The 16,831-nt window shown below is 38.5% G+C and carries 16 protein-coding genes and 1 tRNA gene; 2 read left to right on the top strand and 15 right to left on the bottom strand.

The annotated features are described in order from the left end of the window. Positions 1-31: 31 nt before the first annotated feature. The 15 genes from Q0218_RS09460 to sdhA form a co-directional block, all read right to left on the bottom strand. Entirely contained in the window at positions 32-1,597 is a 1,566-nt protein-coding gene (locus tag Q0218_RS09460; RefSeq protein WP_297969013.1) for a relaxase/mobilization nuclease domain-containing protein, read from the bottom strand. Beyond that, positions 1,578-1,919, bottom strand: a complete 342-nt coding sequence (locus tag Q0218_RS09465; RefSeq protein WP_297969016.1) for a MobC family plasmid mobilization relaxosome protein — start codon at positions 1,917-1,919, stop codon at positions 1,578-1,580. The genes Q0218_RS09460 and Q0218_RS09465 overlap by 20 nt, the downstream gene beginning before the upstream one ends. Further along, positions 1,916-2,119 (bottom strand): helix-turn-helix domain-containing protein, encoded by a 204-nt coding sequence (locus tag Q0218_RS09470; RefSeq protein ID WP_297969018.1) that lies wholly within the window; start codon positions 2,117-2,119, stop codon positions 1,916-1,918. The genes Q0218_RS09465 and Q0218_RS09470 overlap by 4 nt, the downstream gene beginning before the upstream one ends. A gap of 93 nt (positions 2,120-2,212) precedes the next feature. Continuing rightward, on the bottom strand, positions 2,213-2,938 hold the full coding sequence (locus Q0218_RS09475; RefSeq protein WP_297969020.1) for a hypothetical protein: 726 nt from the start codon (positions 2,936-2,938) through the stop codon (positions 2,213-2,215). Further along, positions 2,931-4,061, bottom strand: coding sequence for a site-specific integrase (locus Q0218_RS09480; protein WP_297969022.1), 1,131 nt, complete (start codon positions 4,059-4,061; stop codon positions 2,931-2,933). Before Q0218_RS09480 ends, Q0218_RS09475 begins: the two co-directional genes overlap by 8 nt. 8 nt (positions 4,062-4,069) lie before the next feature. Further along, the gene (locus tag Q0218_RS09485) at positions 4,070-5,251 is read right to left on the bottom strand and encodes an AAA family ATPase (RefSeq protein WP_297969024.1); all 1,182 of its coding nucleotides are present in this window, start codon (positions 5,249-5,251) and stop codon (positions 4,070-4,072) included. An 808-nt stretch (positions 5,252-6,059) separates the two neighbouring features. Then, complete coding sequence (locus Q0218_RS09490) at positions 6,060-6,779, bottom strand: hypothetical protein (RefSeq protein ID WP_297969026.1); 720 nt, start codon at positions 6,777-6,779, stop codon at positions 6,060-6,062. After that, positions 6,767-7,714 (bottom strand): cyclic GMP-AMP synthase DncV-like nucleotidyltransferase, encoded by a 948-nt coding sequence (locus tag Q0218_RS09495; RefSeq protein WP_297969028.1) that lies wholly within the window; start codon positions 7,712-7,714, stop codon positions 6,767-6,769. The genes Q0218_RS09490 and Q0218_RS09495 overlap by 13 nt, the downstream gene beginning before the upstream one ends. Before the next feature lie 11 nt (positions 7,715-7,725). Next, positions 7,726-8,658 (bottom strand): patatin-like phospholipase family protein, encoded by a 933-nt coding sequence (locus Q0218_RS09500; RefSeq protein WP_297969030.1) that lies wholly within the window; start codon positions 8,656-8,658, stop codon positions 7,726-7,728. Between the two features lie 11 nt (positions 8,659-8,669). Further along, a complete protein-coding gene (locus tag Q0218_RS09505) occupies positions 8,670-8,954 on the bottom strand; it encodes a helix-turn-helix transcriptional regulator (RefSeq protein WP_297969032.1) in 285 nt (94 codons plus the stop codon). Beyond that, complete coding sequence (locus Q0218_RS09510) at positions 8,951-9,223, bottom strand: type II toxin-antitoxin system RelE/ParE family toxin (RefSeq protein ID WP_297969034.1); 273 nt, start codon at positions 9,221-9,223, stop codon at positions 8,951-8,953. The genes Q0218_RS09505 and Q0218_RS09510 overlap by 4 nt, the downstream gene beginning before the upstream one ends. Before the next feature lie 1,022 nt (positions 9,224-10,245). After that, positions 10,246-10,320 (bottom strand) — tRNA-Glu (locus Q0218_RS09515). Positions 10,321-10,642: 322 nt separating this feature from the next. Next, complete coding sequence (gene sdhE / locus Q0218_RS09520; RefSeq protein ID WP_297969036.1) at positions 10,643-11,512, bottom strand: 8-methylmenaquinol:fumarate reductase membrane anchor subunit; 870 nt, start codon at positions 11,510-11,512, stop codon at positions 10,643-10,645. 3 nt (positions 11,513-11,515) lie between these two features. Continuing rightward, on the bottom strand, positions 11,516-12,478 hold the full coding sequence (gene sdhB, locus Q0218_RS09525) for an 8-methylmenaquinol:fumarate reductase iron-sulfur subunit (RefSeq protein ID WP_297969038.1): 963 nt from the start codon (positions 12,476-12,478) through the stop codon (positions 11,516-11,518). Further along, on the bottom strand, positions 12,475-14,361 hold the full coding sequence (gene sdhA / locus Q0218_RS09530) for an 8-methylmenaquinol:fumarate reductase flavoprotein subunit (RefSeq protein WP_297969040.1): 1,887 nt from the start codon (positions 14,359-14,361) through the stop codon (positions 12,475-12,477). The genes sdhB and sdhA overlap by 4 nt, the downstream gene beginning before the upstream one ends. A 513-nt stretch (positions 14,362-14,874) precedes the next feature. Here sdhA and Q0218_RS09535 point away from each other — a divergent pair. Together Q0218_RS09535 and Q0218_RS09540 are read left to right on the top strand one after the other, a co-directional pair. Beyond that, a complete protein-coding gene (locus Q0218_RS09535; RefSeq protein WP_297969043.1) occupies positions 14,875-16,080 on the top strand; it encodes a multidrug effflux MFS transporter in 1,206 nt (401 codons plus the stop codon). A gap of 138 nt (positions 16,081-16,218) precedes the next feature. Beyond that, entirely contained in the window at positions 16,219-16,575 is a 357-nt protein-coding gene (locus tag Q0218_RS09540; protein ID WP_297969046.1) for a diacylglycerol kinase, read from the top strand. The last annotated feature ends 256 nt before the right edge of the window (positions 16,576-16,831 follow it).

A 16,831-nucleotide genomic window follows, 5' to 3' on the forward strand; every position in this document is an offset into this window, starting at 1 on the left:
AGGTTGTGTCGTACAGGCAGTATTGAGGCAATTAACCTATTTCCATATCTCCACCAACTCCGACGCCTCTAATCTCCTTCCTTTTTATCTTACTTACGTCTATCTTCGTATCTTCAGGAATACGGCTTAGTACATATCTTCTAGCGACTTCTTCAAATTCTCTAGCTGCGTCAGGTATTTCTCTTGCAAAAATGTCCGATTTTCGGATTCCTTCTGTAAGCTTGTTAATTGTATTTGTACATTCTCTAATTCTTGAGATAAAGAGTTTGTATTGTTTGTTAATTGCATTTGCAACTTGACTAATTCGTTGTTTAACGAGTCGTATTCCGTCGATAGCTGCTTTAATAATGCCATCCGATCTTGCTCTTGCTTCTCTTTTTCTTCTAATTGAACCAATAATGTTTGCTCTAGTAAAGTCATTGTCAAATATCCTTTCGTTAAAAATAGTATATTTATGGTTTATTGCTCGCCATCCATATTCTGCTTTATATACATCTTCATAGTCTGATTTTCTTGGATTAAATCGTTCTTTTGTAGATATAGCATCCATGCATATATCGATACCAAGATCGCTGCTATCGTCAAGATCACCGATAGTATTTTGAATGTATCTGCTTCGCTTCGGAACTCTGCCAACCTGTGTTTCAAGCCATTTAGTGCGTTTTTGTATTTGTTTATCAAGCTCTCTTTTGAGTCTTGCAAGCTCTTGATCTCGTTTTGAGAGATTTTGTTTGAATTTGATAATTCTAAAATCTCTTGATTCTTTTGATTTAAGATAGTCTGCAAATATAAAACTTCGTTCTGAAGCGTCGATATTCGTTTGTTCGTCTGCTCTATTTCTAAATTCCGTTGCTCTTGTTTCAGTTTTACCTCGGAGTTGCTCCATGCTTTTAATATTTCCAAATTCCTCACTAAACATATCCCCCTTGAATCTTTTTGCTTTTTTGGTATTTGGTAATTTGACCGATATATAGTCTTTGCCGATTCTAGTTATATCTATGTCGCTACTTTTTAAAGCATTCAAGATGTCGTCTCTGCAAGTAAATTCTTGATTTATAAATTTCTCGGTAAGTATTTTTTCCAGCTCGATGTAGTCTTTAATTAGCTTTAATTCTTTTTTAGATCCTTGAAGCATATGAGCTTTAGCTGGGTCTTTTGGATCGGTAAAGCCGAATTTTAAATTTACGTAGTTTTGCCAGGTATCGATTAGCGGCCTATCTACCTTGTCGTAATATGGATTGAAGGCCATGCTACTTTCTATATCGATTTTAGGGATAGCGAAATTTAACTCAAGCCGACCCTTGTCGACATGCTGCACCCAAAGGACATTGAATCTCTCTTTGTATCCTCCAAGCAATAGCGTTTCAAATTCGTCTATAATCTTTCGTTTGGTATCTAAATCAATGTCAGTTTCTTCAAAGCTCAAGCATCCCATACAAAGTTTTTGTTTTTTAGTCATATTGGATACTATCTGCCTGGTAACCGCTTCGCTACCTTTTAAAACGAATGCTGTTTTGTCTTTCACTCTATGATTCAAAAGATAGTTGATACCCGCAACACTACCGCCGTTTTTATTTTTAAAGAATTTTACTAACATATTTATCTTCTCGGGTTAGCTTTTGCGATATTAGGTCGTCTAATTTTTTATTAACGTCAAGCATCTGTTTTAAAACGATACCGTCTATAGTTTTATGCGTATTGGCGTGCTTTGCGATTTGATTTAGGTTATTGCCTATTTTTGCTACTTGAATTATCATTGTTTTATCAAATTTATGGATAGGGGGCTTAGCATTTATTAAAACGTATCTTATATAAGATGATTTATTTAACCCAGACATTGAAGCATTAAGCTCGAGCTTTTCTTTTTCGCTGTCACTAAGGCGAACGGATACTTTATGGGGAAACTTTTTATGATTCACGATAGCACCTCCTTGCTTTCAACGGTATGTTTTTCAAACCACTGATCCAGCTTGTATCTATCATATCTTATTATTCTATTTATCTTCACATGCGGGATTATCCCTCTCATGCGATATTGCGCCTGGGTATTTACAGCTATTCCATATTCTTCCGCAACATCTTTTGGGCTTAACCAACGTTTTATAATATTATCATTCATAAAATACTCCTTATATTTTTGGGATGATAATATAAAAAATATCGGCAGAAAAGTTACAAAAACGATTAATAAAAATAGAAAATTTGTAATTTTTTAAAAAGCTATTATAGGATTAAAATTTTCATAATTATCCAATGTATGCTTTATGCTCTCATCTATGCTTACGAGAAAAGTATTTCTAGAAATTTTTGTGTCCAGCTTCATGTTTCGAAAGCTATTTATTTGTGATAAATTTTTATTTACGAGTTTCTTGTATTTATTATATGTCCTACTCAAATACATTTTGTCTATTTCTGTACAAATTCCGTATTCTTGCAAATTTAATATAGAATCTACAAATTTTTTGTAGTCTTTATTGGTATCATATAAAATATCATTGGTTTTTGTTAAAATATAAAAGAATAGATTTTTAGATAGTTCTTCCAAATCATCTTCATAATAATTTTTCATTGCAATAGTATTGCGTACCGTGTCGGCAAAGAATCCCTTTTTGCCCATAAGCTCCTTTTCTCTTTTTAGTTCCTTACTATATTCTATTATATCGCCATCAAAATCTTTAAAAAACTCCATCATCCCAACCAATGCTTTATTTTCAACATAGCTACTGTCGTCTATAAAGTAATAATTTTCAAAGAAATCAATAAGCATAGGCCTAGAACATTCTATTACCTCTCTTGTATAAAAAGCAGCATTTAAGAATTTGATCCCATCAAAACTTGCTTCACAAATTTCCATGGTCATGTTAATTCTTATAAGGTCAATAGCCCTATCCGAATCGCTGGTAAAAACAGCTCCATCTATTATAATCTTTTTATTCATCTATACCCTCCAACATCTCAAGAGCCTTACAGCTATTTATATAGGTATCGTAAGTTACGTAATTTTTATATGTAACACCATCTCTTTTGTGAGTTAAATGATCTTTAATAATATCGCTATTTGCACCAAGCTCTTCAAGCGCCGAACCGCTTATATGTCTAGTACCATGTAACTTAAAATCATCAAAACCTACAAATTTATCTAGTCTCATCTTTTGCCTATCAGTATTTTTAATAGTTTCGCCCGTTTTTGGACTTGCAAATACTAGGCCGTATCTATCGGCCGGTATTTGCGTTATGGCTTCTTTTACGAGCAAAGGAAGTGGCTTTTTATAGTCGTTTCCGTTTTTTGTATCTATTAGGTAATATACGTTGTTTTCCAAATCGACATTTTCCCATTTTAAGCCGACAACTTCTCCTTTTCGTCTACCATACAAACAAAACAAGAAAAATCCCCTCCAAAACGGATCATTTTTATAAAGCTCCAAGATACCCGTTTTTAACTTATAAAATTTACCGATTGCATCTTTTACTATCGTTTTTCTAGTCGTTTTAGCTATTTTAGTTAGCAGAGTGCAAGGATTTACCGCTATCAGCTGATTGCGAAGCGCTATGTCAAACATCTCGCCTAAAATTCGTCTTGTATTATCATATGCCGTACGCTTTGACAATACCTGCACTTTTCCTATTGTTTTATTAAATTTTCCATCGTGCATTAGATTATGGATAATATCGTCTATTTGGGCAGCTATAACGTCTACTACGATCTCTTTGCCGATACTATCTTGCAAATAGGTCTCATAGAATGCTATATCGCTAGCTACCGACTTTTTGCTGGTATCTTTTTTGCATTTCCACAGCTCAAACAGATCATTAACCTTAGTAGTATCTTTAAATTTGAGCCCCTTTACCTGCTTGCTTACGCCCTCTAGCCACCTTACAAGCTCTTTTTTAGCTTCATTTTTGTATTCTCTCTTGCTCCAACCACTACGAATTTCAAGCGTAAGTACTTTTGTAAAGTACTTGCTTCCTATAACCTTTCTTAGTAAAAAAACGTTTGGTTTTTCTTTATGCATGAACAAGCAAGTTTCAACCTTTCTATAATCAAGTTTATTAATAGCCATTTTAGCGCCTAATACAACAATCCAAATAGCCAAAGCGGTATCTTATTGCCACTTCCTACCTCTATCTCATCGGCAGCTATATATGAGCTTGAGATATCCTTTATCTGCTCAAAGCCCTTATTTTTACCGCCCACTTCAAATATAAATTTATCATCTACAATAAAGTCGCCTTGCTTTGGGATATTTAGCCTATATTTTACCCTTAGTTGATTAGCAAAAAAAGTCTCTCTTATGGTGCCCGCCTTACAATCATCGCCGTAAGCGTAAATTAAATTTGTATTATTCATATATATTTTTGCCGGCTTTACTAGCTTACTAAGTCCCCTACTTTGCTCATCTATCATATTTACTAGCCTTGCATCGTTTAAATAGGCAATATAATCATATAGTTTGGCTCTGCTTATCTCGGCAAGAGCTGCGATTTTAGTATAATTCACCTCAAACGGCTCGCTTTGGCAAACCACTTCAAGCAGTTTTTTGAGCTTATATGTGTATTTTTGCTCAACTAGCCCCAGAGACGTTAGATCTACGTCTATGCTTAGATTAATCGTATTTAGTAAGCTTTCGTAGTATGAGTTTTGCTTATTAAAGTAAAATGGATAGTAGCCAAATTTGAGATATTTTTTAAATTGATTTTGCTTTATTTTTAAGTCGTTTGCTATTGCCTGATGGTCTTTTAGTATCGCCTCTAGGCTAAATTTATCTATCGTCATACCGTTTTCAAGCTCTAAAAACTCTCTAAAACTAAGCCCCTCTAGGCTAAATACGCTAACTCTACGAGATAAATCGCTCTTTGCATTTAGTATACTTACCGCCGACGAACCGGTAAAAATTACATTTAAAGGACTCATATCGTATATAGTTTTTAAGTGTGCGGCAAAATCTTCGTATTTATGCACTTCGTCTAGCAACAGATATTCGCCGCCGTTATCTACAAATTCAAAGGCGAGCTCGCTAAGGCTAGCAGAGCCTAAAAACGGGTAATCAAGACTTATGTATAGAGCCTTTTTATTTCGAGCTTTTAATTCAATCAGCTTTTGAAATAGCATTGTAGTCTTACCTGTGCCGCGGGCTCCTACTATGCCGATAAGCTTCTCGTTAAAATTTATTTCATTGTATAAATAACGCTTGTATGTCGTATTAAAATTTTTAAGAAATCTTTCTTGATACTGCTCTATTAAATTTAACATTTTTATCCCTTTGTGTAATTGTCTGTAAGCATAGACAATATTGAGACATATTAGCATGAAATTTTTAAATTGTCAATGTCTATGAACGATTATACTATCATATAGTATTTTATTTAAATTTTATCCTCGTAATTTTCATTTTATCAAAGTCGCCTGTGGTATATCTCGTGCTTATTTCAATGGTCTTTGCAGTCAGCCAAGTTACCTTAAAATATATATTTCTTCTGTAAAACCAGGCTTTTATATTCTATAAAATTTCGTGAGTAATTCTTGGCAGAAAAGTAGCTATAAAGCATTGAACATACTCCTTTGCCTATCATTATCTACAGTATCATATATTTACTTGTATTGTAATCCTGAAATATTTAGGATTACAATACAATAATATTATACTTGTGAGTTTAATTACTATGTTGATTAGTCCTAATAAAAAGTAGAATCTTATTTGATCTTTATCTTCTGCAATAAGGCCACTTTTATTTTTCTGGTAAGTTGAGCCAATGCAGTGGGCCTCTTCATCCTAAGATTACGATAAGTCTATGAGATAAACCTTTAGAATCTATAAAAATATATTTTAAATTTATGGTTATTTAACCATAAAAGATCATTGCTTCTTAAAAACAGTTGGTCTAGAGTATAAGCTTATCCATATAATCATGTAATGCAATACAGTTATATTATAAAAAGATACGGAATAAAACACGAGCATGATTGGTTTAAAAACATGAACTATTTCTTTATTGTAAATAGCTATATGCATTTACACTGCACTACATACTAAAATGGTATTTTTTATTTTTATAAAAAACTAATGATTACAAGCAAACATTAACCTAAAATCATTCAATAGAGATTGTTTGATCTTTTTAACACCACGCCATGCTTGATAATGGCACTTTCTCATTTTATTCTTTTTAAATTCATTTTTGCAACAAAAGCAACCACTCTGTCTACATATGGCAATAATATCTCTAAAATTTACTTCTCTATTATATTTTATTATTTTGTACATGCTCCTAAAGTCTAAATTTTCCTCAGCTATAAATTCCAACAATCCAAGCACACCATGAGAATACTCTCCCCAAGGTGCCCTACCGTATTTATTATAGAAACTAACCCAATACAAATATGGTTCCAGTAAATTTGTAAAAAATTCTTGTATATTAAAAACACCATTTGTAAAAAACGATTTTTCTTTTGGATATACTGTTAAACAAAATGAACCGTCGCTATTTATATGAAGTTCATCTAGGTTTTTGCTTATGACTTTTGCAATATTTATTATCTTATTATCTGAATTAATCACTTTTGGAAGTATTGATGGGCTGTATATTTTTAAAAAAATGGTAATAGAAAAATTATCAACTATTTTTATGTCATTATATGATCTATAAAAACAAATTTTACCAGCTATCCTATCTTTTAAAATTTCAAGGTCAGGATAATTTTTATACAACCACTCTTTTTCGGTATCGCAAAGCACCAATTCTTTTTCTAGGCCACAAGATTGTAAAACTATATCCGCCATGGCTTACTTGGAGTTGATATAATTGTTGAGCAAGATAAATTCTTAATACATTCATCAAAAAAATCACTATTAAAAAATTTTCCCCATATCATCAATGCCCTCTTTTTATCCTTTGTTAATTCCAATTCCGATAAATACTCATCAAACAAAGCTTGCAACTTATCGTATAAATTTTCTACTCTTCTTTTATGCTTATCGCTATTTGCTATTTCTTTTAAATTTAGAGGATTTAAAATAGATTTATTATATTGCAGCCTATTTTTTATTTTTTTAAGAGTCTCATAAAGTGATTGATCGTCACGAGCTTTTATGGGCACATAACATTCTACTGCCAATATTGTCAAAATTAGCCCACTAGGCATATCCCAGGCATTCCTACTAATAGACCAAAATTTTAAAAACCTAACTATTCTTCTAAGTTGTCTTCCATTGCTATCGTCTGGGCTTTTGCTTATGACGGCATTATTAAACCACTCAACAATTTCTTCAGGATTTGATTCTTCCCAATCAGAACTTGCCAATTCTTGCCTATCATCCTTTTTTCTATATATAGCCATATCAACATGATGTCCTTCGCTATAATATACACGAACACAATTTTTTAGTACCTCTGGTGCTTTTTGAAATCTATCATCTTGTATCGCCCTATAAACCATATCTTTGATATCTTTCGAAGTCATATTTCCTATTTTTGAGTTATCAAAGACAACGCCTACATCTATGTCGTAATCATTATTAATATGTTGAACTATTGTCTTCATGGAATACGACCCCTGACTTATCGTATCGCTATAAGCAGGACTATTATTGTTCCGCAAACCATTCTTTAGCCTATCTAAATTTATATCTCTATACTTTCCAAGAGTATTCCACAAGTTACCAAGTCTTACTTTTTCGTTGTAGAATTTATTTAACTCGCTGTTGCAATCGACCATTTTACATCCTTTTACAATAATTTTTTAATTATCCAATTAGTATCACTACCATCTAAACTAGAAAAATTTAATAAGTTATTTATATCTTTAGCGTCATCCAACCCCATCTTCATTTTTAGTTGAGGATTAATCCTTTTATAGCCGTTTTCATAACCTAGCCGCTTCATAAAAGTTTTGGTTTGAAATTCTGCTAACTCAGATTGAGTATTGAGTAAAATTTCTATCAGTGGAGCATTTGGTAGTAGCCATTTTATTCTAGTATTTTTTAAACTATTAGGGTTATATGGAAGCATTGAAAACTTACCGGTTCCTACCGAAAGCAATGTTATTCCGCTAGTGCCTATATCATTCTCACAAAACGAAAGTGCATCAGAGAGTGCTATCAAGGATGGATTATTGGCAACTATGCCACCATCTATTAAATTTGTAGAGTGCTTTAAATCCATCTCTACCTCAAAATAGGTTGGAGCAGAGACTGAAGCCAAAATCGCACTATATAGCTTCTCGTCTGATCTAGAAATATTTGAATCATTATATTTTGATTTATATAGTCTCGGTTCCATTCTTACAATATCTACAGCAGTTACAAGTAAATGCGTTTTTACATCTTCAAATGTAAGTTCACCGAAGTATTCCTTGGCTTTTTGCTTAAGGATATCTTTTTTATATTTAGTTCCAGGTGTGAAGAAAAATCTTTTTGTTTTTTTTGAAAAAATTTCAGGAATATCCTTTTGGTATAAAGCTTTTATGTCGTCTGCTCTTTTGCCGATTGCCAATAAGCCAGCAATTATTGCACCGGTTGACGTTCCGGCAATTAAGTCAAAGTATTCACTTAGTGATTTTTTTGATTCATCTTTGGTATTTAAAATTTTTTCTATATTTTCTAATATGCAAGCCGTTAGAAAACCCCTAACTCCACCACCATCTAATGTTAATATTTTCATGGCAGCTTTCCCTAACGAACAAAATTTACATCGAGCCTATATCCTGCAGCATTTGCATAGGCATTTAAAGTAGAGATTGTTGGTGAAATTTTAGAGTTTAGGCTCTCTAATCTTGAGATGTTGCTTTTATTAGTATTCATTCTACTAGCCATCTCCTCTTGCGTCAAATTTGCGGCTTTTCTAATCTTTATAAGCTTTAGTTTTAACTCAAACTCAATCTCCAGCCTATCGTATTCTTTTTTTACCTCACTTCTTTTTAGAGCTTTTTCTTTAAAGTCCTCAAATGTTGGTTTCATTTTATCTCCTTTGCTCTTTGCATAATGATCTTCATATCTTTTTTAGGGATAGCGTCTGATTTTTTAATCAACGTATGCAAAATCACTATTTCTCTATTTATGACGTTTACAAAGACACTTCTTGCAATACTTCCTTTGCCTTTTGTCCTAAACTCAAATAGCCCATTTCCAAGAGGAGCACTATGTGGTCTGCCCAAATTTGGTCCAACCTCTTTTGCCACTTCAAATATACGAAGTAAAATAGCCAAAACGGTATTTGGTAAAGACATTGTCTTTTCCTCAACACTCTTGCCATAAAGTGTAATTTTCCATAATTGCTCCCTTGTGTTGGCTATATTATCATATTTGATAACTTATTGTCAAATTTCATGTTAGTACTACATTGTAGATATCTAATTATGTTGTCTCTTTTTTTAACTGTCGCAATATCTCGTCAATCATCTGACTCGACAGCTCTTCCGTTTAACTAAACAATACATAAATTTAAAATATATTAATCTAAAAACATAAACATACAGATTTAAAATCTGCATGTCGAAATAAAATACGCAGATCTTTAATTTTTAAATGGGTACCATATTGGGTGCCATCTATTTAGATATTTTTAGCAATTATAATAAACTTATATAAAACTTAAAAAAGCGTATTTTAGGGCTTTGTAAATCAAAATAAATCTTAAAAAATGCTTAGTAGTTCGATTCTGCCTCTAACCACCATTTCTTTTTAGATCCCAATTTTATCGATATTTTGAAGCTTTAAGGTTTTGTTGAGCGTTATGTATTGGCAATACTTCTATTTTTAGAGCTAGAACTATATTATAAAAATAGATGATAAGCCTAGAATATCTTAGTCTCAATTAAACCCAAGCTAATTCTTAGCCGCTGTTTTGCCTTTCTATACACGTAACGTATTATATGAATTTCAAAAGGATGGGATACAGCTCTTTGATAAAAACATCGCTTCGTAAGTGCTTTGATTATTTCGTATCTCTGCTGCTATTATATAGCTAAACTCTACCTCTCTACGTCCGTAGCTATGCATTAAAAACTACGAATACAACTAAATCATAGCAAAAACGCACTCTTTAAATGAGGATTTTACACGGTCATCATTACGCTATACTTTGATCTATATTTAGTATAACGCCATCTGTTTATAATAATAAAGCAAACCACAACTTCTTATGCTTAGCTTCACTTTGTTTGATACTAATAGGACGTACTCTCTTTGAGGAAAGATCATTTAGAAGTTTTTAGCTTACATGAGTCTTATGTTATATATAGTAGGTAAATGGTGACCCATACGAGACTCGAACTCGTGTTACCAACGTGAGAGGCTGGTGTCCTAACCGCTAGACGAATGGGCCAACAAAGGATACAAAACGTAAGTTGGGATTATAACCAAATAAACTTAAACTAAGATTGTTTGAGGCGTTTACAGTTACCGTAAAAGCATGATATGTTTTTTGGCATACCACGATCTCTCAAACATTCTAATAGAAACTATGACAAAATATTCTAAATTGTACTGTTCGTTTCTTCATTGTTATTTTATCCAAACCCCAGTTAGCTACGCTAGTAGATACGTCTTAAATTTGCATATCTCTCGCCGCTACTTACTCAAAAAGCCTAAAAACGGACGAAGTAAAGGCTAAACATAGCCCGCTTCGTCCGCAAAAATCATCAAATTTAGCCTACTTTGACGCTATTGGTGTTTACGATATTATGCTCAAAGCCAAGCTGTTCTTTGCTAAGTCCTAGCGCAAGGCCCACTAGCTGCGAGAGGTGGATGATAGGCACTCTGGCATCAGAGTTTTGTACGTCTTGATAACGCTCCTGATAGATATCAAGCTGCATTTGGCAGAGCGGGCACGGCGTAACGATGCAGTCCGCGCCGTTTTCGTCGGCATTATTTACTATTTGACTGGACATTTTTTGCACCGATTTTACGGCCGGATAGCTCGCGTGAAAACCGCAGCAGTCAAGTCTTTTTTCAAACGGTACTATTTTAGCGCCAAGAGCCTCTACGACGGTTTCAAAGCTTTTTGGATTTACCGAGCTTTCGCGGTTTTGGGTGGCTTTTTCGGGACGCAGGCTATGACAACCGTAAAATAGCGCGACCTTTAAATTTGAAAGCGGCTTAACGACTTTAGCCCTTAGCGTTTCTACGTTTTGATAAAGCACCCAAAGCAGGCTGGTTACGTCCGTAGTGCCTTGATACTGCATGTTGCCCTTGGCTAGGAAGGTATTTATCCTATCTTTTTGACCGCGGTCAAGCGCCGTTTTGGCTCTCGTTAGCGTAAGGAAGCAAGTGCTGCACGTAGTTAGCACGGGCATATTCATGCCTTCAGCCAGAGCTAAATTTCTAGCGTTAGCTACCAGCGTAGCGATAGGATCGACGTCTTGAGCTTGCGTGGCGCCGCAGCAGCTCCAGCCTTTGATCTCGTGTAGTTTGATGCCCAGTATCGGCGCGATAGCTTCCAGCGATATTTTAGACTCTTTTGCCGCTTGACTTAGGACGCATCCCGGAAAAAAAGCAAATTCATTTTGTGCGCTCATCTTTTACTCCTTATCCGCGGCGGCGCGCGCGGCTTTTATCATTTCTACCAACTCTTTATGACCCTCGATGTCCTCTTCGCCGAATACGTGCAAAGGATTCATCTTGCCCGCACCCATTAGTTTTAGCGCGATATCGGTTTTACTTACGGCCATGGCGCCTTCGCTTCTAAGGGCGAGTAAAATTTCATTTAGCCTGCCCGAGCCCTCGACCAGGTCGGTAAGGAAGGCGTTAGCGTGATCCGGGCCTTCGCCGGTATTTATGCCTTGTTTTTGCGTAAAGACTCTAAGCGCTGCTATATCGTCGGCTGCGCTTATGCCTTTAGGGCAGCGGTCGGCGCACTCTTGGCAGTGTACGCAGTTCCACAGACCGCCTAAAACCGCAGCCTTGGCGTGCAGCATCGGGTCTTTACCCCTAGAGTCAAACGTCGCTCTGTGCGCGTGAGTGAAAACAAAAGGCTCCATATAGTCGCTGCTATCAGCCGTTAGTTTGCTACACTCAGATGCGCAGCATCCGCATAGGATGCAGTCCCACTGCTTTTGGATTCTGTCGTACTCGGCCTGCGTTTGTTTACAGCCTTTTTCGGCAGAAAACTCATCCTTAGGGATAAAGGTCGGGCGGATCTTTCTTAAATTTTCGATAGAGGGCTCCCAGTCTACGACCAGATCGGAGATCACTCTAAAATTTGCTAGCGGGGAGATCGTTATGACCTCTGGATTGTCGTATGTCGCTAGTAGCTCTTCCATCTTTTCGTCGCAAGCTAGCACCGAGTGTCCGTTTACCCTCACGCCGCAAGCTCCACAGATAGCCGATCGGCAAGATGCGGTAAAATTTAACGTTGCGTCCAAATTTTGCTTGATAAATAGCAAAAGCGATAGCAAAGTCTTGCCCTCTATATCTTTTTTATCCACGACGTAGGCTTGTTTGTAGTGTTGCGTACCGTCGTATCTGTCTATGATTATTTTCATTGCGGTTTCCTTCCGTCAAGCGAGAATTCCGTGACTACGACGTTTTTATAACCAAGCTCTAGCTTGCCGTCGTTTAGCGTCACGATGCTATGTTTTAAGAAATTTACGTCGTCTCGTTTAGGGTAGTCCTCCCTAGTGTGAGCGCCTCTGCTCTCCAGCCTTTTACGCGCGGCCAAACAGGCGCAGCGAGATAGTAGGATCAAATTTCCCAGCTCCACGTAGTCGGTAAAGGCCGTATTCATAACCGGATTTGCGTTTGGTACGCTTAGCTTATCGTAGCGAGCTTGTATATCCTCTAGCGCTTTTTCTAGGACATCTAGCTTGTCCTGGGTTCTAAAGATACCCATATTATCCCAGTTTTGTTTGCCTAGCTCCTCGCGCAGGAGATACATTTCGTTTGCTTCGCCTTTGCCGTTTGCGACTTTTTTAAATTTCTCTCGCCATTTTTTAGCTAGCTCTTCGGTGTTTTTGCCACTACCAAAACTAGCCGTTTTGGCATACGCGCTAGCTCCCTTGCCGGCTAGCTGACCCGTTACTACCGCATCCGAGAGCGAATTTCCTCCGAGACGATTAGCTCCGTGGATAGAGACGCACGATGCCTCGCCGCCCACGTAAAGACCTGGCATCTTCGTGCTCATATCGTCAAATTTATCCACCTCTATGCCGCCCATCGAGTAGTGCGCGGTAGGCCTGATCGGCACCGGCTGCTCTACTAGGTCTAAATTTTCAAAAAGCAGTGCGGTGTGTCTGATTTTAGGCAGTTTTTTCATTATGGTTTCTTTGCCTAGATGCCTAACGTCGATGAGTACGTATGAGCCCAGCCCCTCGCCGTAGCCGCGCCCCTCGCGGATCTCGGTCTCGATAGCGCGAGCCACGACGTCGCGAGGAGCTAACTCCATCTTCTCGTGGTAGTTTTTCATAAATCTCTCGCCTTTGTTGTTTAGCAGATATCCGCCCTCGCCGCGAGCCGCCTCCGTGATGAGAGTACCGCCGTTTGCCACGCCGGTCGGGTGAAACTGTATCATCTCGGGGTCTTCAAACCCAAGACCCGCTCGCACCGCAGCCGCTACGCCGTCGCCAGTGGCGATATAGGGCACCGAGGTTCTGTTGTAAAATATCCTCGTATACCCGCCCGTAGCCACCACGAGAGCCTTGCAAAGCACGGGAGTGATATCTCCGGTTTGGAGATTGCGCAGCACTACACCTTCGCATTTGCCGTCCTCTACGCCGATATCTAGCAGCTCGTAGTCCATTAGAAATTTAACGTCGTTGCTAACCGCCTCGTCAAAACAGGCATGCATAACTATGTGGCCGGTTTTATCCGCCGAGTAATTACATCTGCGCTTTGAGGCGCCGCCCATCATCCTTTGCGCTACGCCGCCCGGTACGTCGCCTTTTTTAGCATCTACGCCGCCGCTTGGATTTCTGGAAAATAGCGTGCCGATATAGTCCATCTCGGCTATCGCTTTGCCGGCTAGCTCGCAAAATTTGATCGCTGCATCCTGATCTACTAGATATGCGCCGCCTTTAACCGTGTCGTAGGCATGCAGCTTATACGAGTCGCCGTCAGAAAAATTCGTCACGCCGTTTATACCGCCCTCGGCCATACAGGTGGCGTTTCTTGAGGGCATCATTTTAGTAGCTACGATGACGCTAAGTTCCGGGGCGGCTTTTCTAGCGGCAACCGCTGCGCGCAGTCCGGCGCCGCCCGAGCCGATGATGAGAATATCGCAAGAAGGAAGCCCGTTAGCCTTACCGCTAAAAGCCTCTTTTTTAGAAGCTTTTTTGCTTGGCTTTTTGTCGTCGCAGCCGCTAAGCGTCAAAGCTCCGACGCCGATACAGGCTCCTTGCAAAAACCTTCTTCTGGATAAATTTTCGTTCATTTGGTATCCTTTGTTTAAACTCAAATTTCGCCGAAATTCTAGTTTATTATTACAAGCCTTTATCGCGCGGATAAAGACGCCTTAATCTTGTGCCTTTCTGAGACGGAATTATAATACTTTTTTTTTAAAAAAATATTAATATTACACCGTTTATAAACTAAAAATTTAAAAATATTTTATCATCTAGGTATAAATTTTGAAATCAAATTTCAATCGCATACCAAATGCCCAATCGTGGATTATGCCGCGATTTTGATAATTTCGGCTAAAATTCGTAAATTTACATAAATGCGATTTTACCGATATTAAATCAGATAAATTTGCTCTTATTAGCGGCATAAATAGACTAAAAAGTCAAATTTAAAGCATTTGATAAATTTGCTTTTCGTATTTTGCGCGCTTTCATTTAAGCAAATAAAAGAAAATATCACGTAAATATCACAAAATCCACGTTTTTTAAATTTAAGCAGTTTTTTTATACAATCATTTAAATTTAAAACCGCGGAAAATAATATGAAATTTATCCCCAAAACATTACCTTTCGTAGAATTTATCGCGCTTATGGCGCTTCTAACCTCGCTTGGAGCGATGAGCACCGACGCGATGCTGCCTGCACTCATGCAAATGGGCCTGGATCTTGGCGTGACGCAGATAAACCAAACCCAGCTCGTCATCTCCTCGATGTTTGCGGGCTTTGCTGCCGGGCAGATATTTTACGGGCCGCTTAGCGACTTTATCGGGCGACGAAACGCCGTGCTAATAGCGCTTGCGATATTTACGGCGAGCTCCTTTATCTCAGTCGTCACGAGCGATTTTACCGCGCTTTTAACGAGCAGATTTTTTCAGGGACTAGGCGCTGCGGGCCCTAGGATCATCGCGATGGCGCTTATCCGCGATCTTTACGAGGGACGCGCGATGGCTCGCGTGATGAGCTTTATCGCGGCCGTCTTCATCATCGTGCCCGCACTAGCTCCCATCATCGGCGGCTTTATTTTTAAAATTTATAGTTGGCGCAGCATATTTTTGATGCTTACTTTTATGGGGTTTGCGTGCTTAGCGTGGTTTGGACTGCGTCAGAGCGAGACCCTGCCCGCGCAAAATCGCAATAAATTTAGCCTAAATTTGATAAAAACCGAAGCTGCGCACGTCGTGAAAAACAGGCGAACAGCAGGCTATACGATAGTTTTAGGGCTGATTTTTGGGATGTTTTTGAGCTATATCAGCACCGCTCAGCAGATTTTCGAGGTGAGTTACAAGCTGGGCGACGAGTTTCCTATCTATTTTGCGATAAATGCCCTAGCTCTGGGTGCCGCGTCGATGATAAACGCAAAGCTCGTGATGATCTACGGCATGCGCTACCTCAGCATGCGCGCTATGGGGACCTTTTGCGTTATAGCGGTCGCGTTTTTGCCGATCGTCGTCGCGTATGACGGAGTGCCGCCGCTGTGGGCTTTTATGGCATTTTGCATGAGTAGCTTTTTTTGCGTGAGCATACTTTTTGGCAACCTAAACGCGATGGCGATGGAGCCAATGGGCAAGATCGCGGGCATGGCGGCCGCGCTAATCGGCTCGGTTTCGACCTTTATCTCGCTTCCTATCGGCGTCGCGACCGGGCAGCTGTTTGACGGTACGCTGCTACCGATGGTTGCGAGCTTTGCGGTTATCGGTGCGGCGGCGTTTGCGCTGCTTTATAGGACTTCAAAGATTTCTGAAGAGTAAATTTACGCAGGCCGGATTTGATCAAATTTGAGCGGTAAATTCGGCCGCCTTTTTGTTTATTTTAGATAACCTAGCCTTCCGCAAAAGCGGCTTATAAAGCAAATTTGCGCTATTATTTCGCAAATTTAAAGGCAAGATATGAAACCAAAATACGACTTTTTCAAAAACTCCAAATTTGCATTCGAGGGGCTTGCCGCGATGCTAAAAAACGAGGCGGCGTTTCGCTTTGAGCTTTGCATAATCATTCCGCTCGCGCTAGTTTCGCTATTTTTACCCGTTTCCGCCGCGCAGCACGCCCTACTGATCGCCGTTTTCGGCCTTGTTTTGATCTGCGAGTGCCTAAATACCGCGATCGAAGCGGTAGTCGATCTTGTTTCGCCCGATTTTCATCCGCTAGCTAAAATCGCCAAAGACTGCGCCTCCGCCGCCGTTTGTCTTTCTATCGGCACGGCTGCGATAACTTGGACGTGGGCTATTTTTTCGCTATTTTTTTAAGAGCTGGGCGAAATTTGACGGCAAAAGCGGTAGCGACTTTACGCTAGTCGGGTCTTAAATTTGCGCCGAATTTAACTGGCAGCTAAAAAGCAAGCTACGCCGCCAAATCTCAAAAATCCGTCATTTGGCTAGCTGGACGCGTAAAATTTATAAAAATACGGCTAAATTTAACCGCAAAACCGCACAAACGCGCCGCCGTTTGTAAAACCAGCAAGAAAGCAAGCTGCGAAAATTTAACCCGTCTGGCGCCAAAATC

The organism is uncultured Campylobacter sp. (assembly GCF_938039245.1).
GTDB lineage: Bacteria > Campylobacterota > Campylobacteria > Campylobacterales > Campylobacteraceae > Campylobacter_A.

Excerpts from the sequence above, each read along its gene's own strand:
- sdhB (WP_297969038.1), bottom strand. The coding sequence starts at position 12,478 with ATGAAAATAATCATAGACAGATACGACGGTACGCAACACTACAAACAA.
- Q0218_RS09510 (WP_297969034.1), bottom strand. The coding sequence starts at position 9,223 with ATGTCTTTACCAAATACCGTTTTGGCTATTTTACTTCGTATATTTGAA.
- sdhE (WP_297969036.1), bottom strand. The coding sequence starts at position 11,512 with ATGAGCGCACAAAATGAATTTGCTTTTTTTCCGGGATGCGTCCTAAGT.
- sdhA (WP_297969040.1), bottom strand. The coding sequence starts at position 14,361 with ATGAACGAAAATTTATCCAGAAGAAGGTTTTTGCAAGGAGCCTGTATC.
- Q0218_RS09505 (WP_297969032.1), bottom strand. The coding sequence starts at position 8,954 with ATGAAACCAACATTTGAGGACTTTAAAGAAAAAGCTCTAAAAAGAAGT.
- Q0218_RS09460 (WP_297969013.1), bottom strand. The coding sequence starts at position 1,597 with ATGTTAGTAAAATTCTTTAAAAATAAAAACGGCGGTAGTGTTGCGGGT.
- Q0218_RS09540 (WP_297969046.1), top strand. The coding sequence starts at position 16,219 with ATGAAACCAAAATACGACTTTTTCAAAAACTCCAAATTTGCATTCGAG.
- Q0218_RS09485 (WP_297969024.1), bottom strand. The coding sequence starts at position 5,251 with ATGTTAAATTTAATAGAGCAGTATCAAGAAAGATTTCTTAAAAATTTT.
- Q0218_RS09500 (WP_297969030.1), bottom strand. The coding sequence starts at position 8,658 with ATGAAAATATTAACATTAGATGGTGGTGGAGTTAGGGGTTTTCTAACG.
- Q0218_RS09480 (WP_297969022.1), bottom strand. The coding sequence starts at position 4,061 with ATGGCTATTAATAAACTTGATTATAGAAAGGTTGAAACTTGCTTGTTC.
- Q0218_RS09490 (WP_297969026.1), bottom strand. The coding sequence starts at position 6,779 with ATGGCGGATATAGTTTTACAATCTTGTGGCCTAGAAAAAGAATTGGTG.
- Q0218_RS09475 (WP_297969020.1), bottom strand. The coding sequence starts at position 2,938 with ATGAATAAAAAGATTATAATAGATGGAGCTGTTTTTACCAGCGATTCG.
- Q0218_RS09470 (WP_297969018.1), bottom strand. The coding sequence starts at position 2,119 with ATGAATGATAATATTATAAAACGTTGGTTAAGCCCAAAAGATGTTGCG.
- Q0218_RS09495 (WP_297969028.1), bottom strand. The coding sequence starts at position 7,714 with ATGGTCGATTGCAACAGCGAGTTAAATAAATTCTACAACGAAAAAGTA.
- Q0218_RS09535 (WP_297969043.1), top strand. The coding sequence starts at position 14,875 with ATGAAATTTATCCCCAAAACATTACCTTTCGTAGAATTTATCGCGCTT.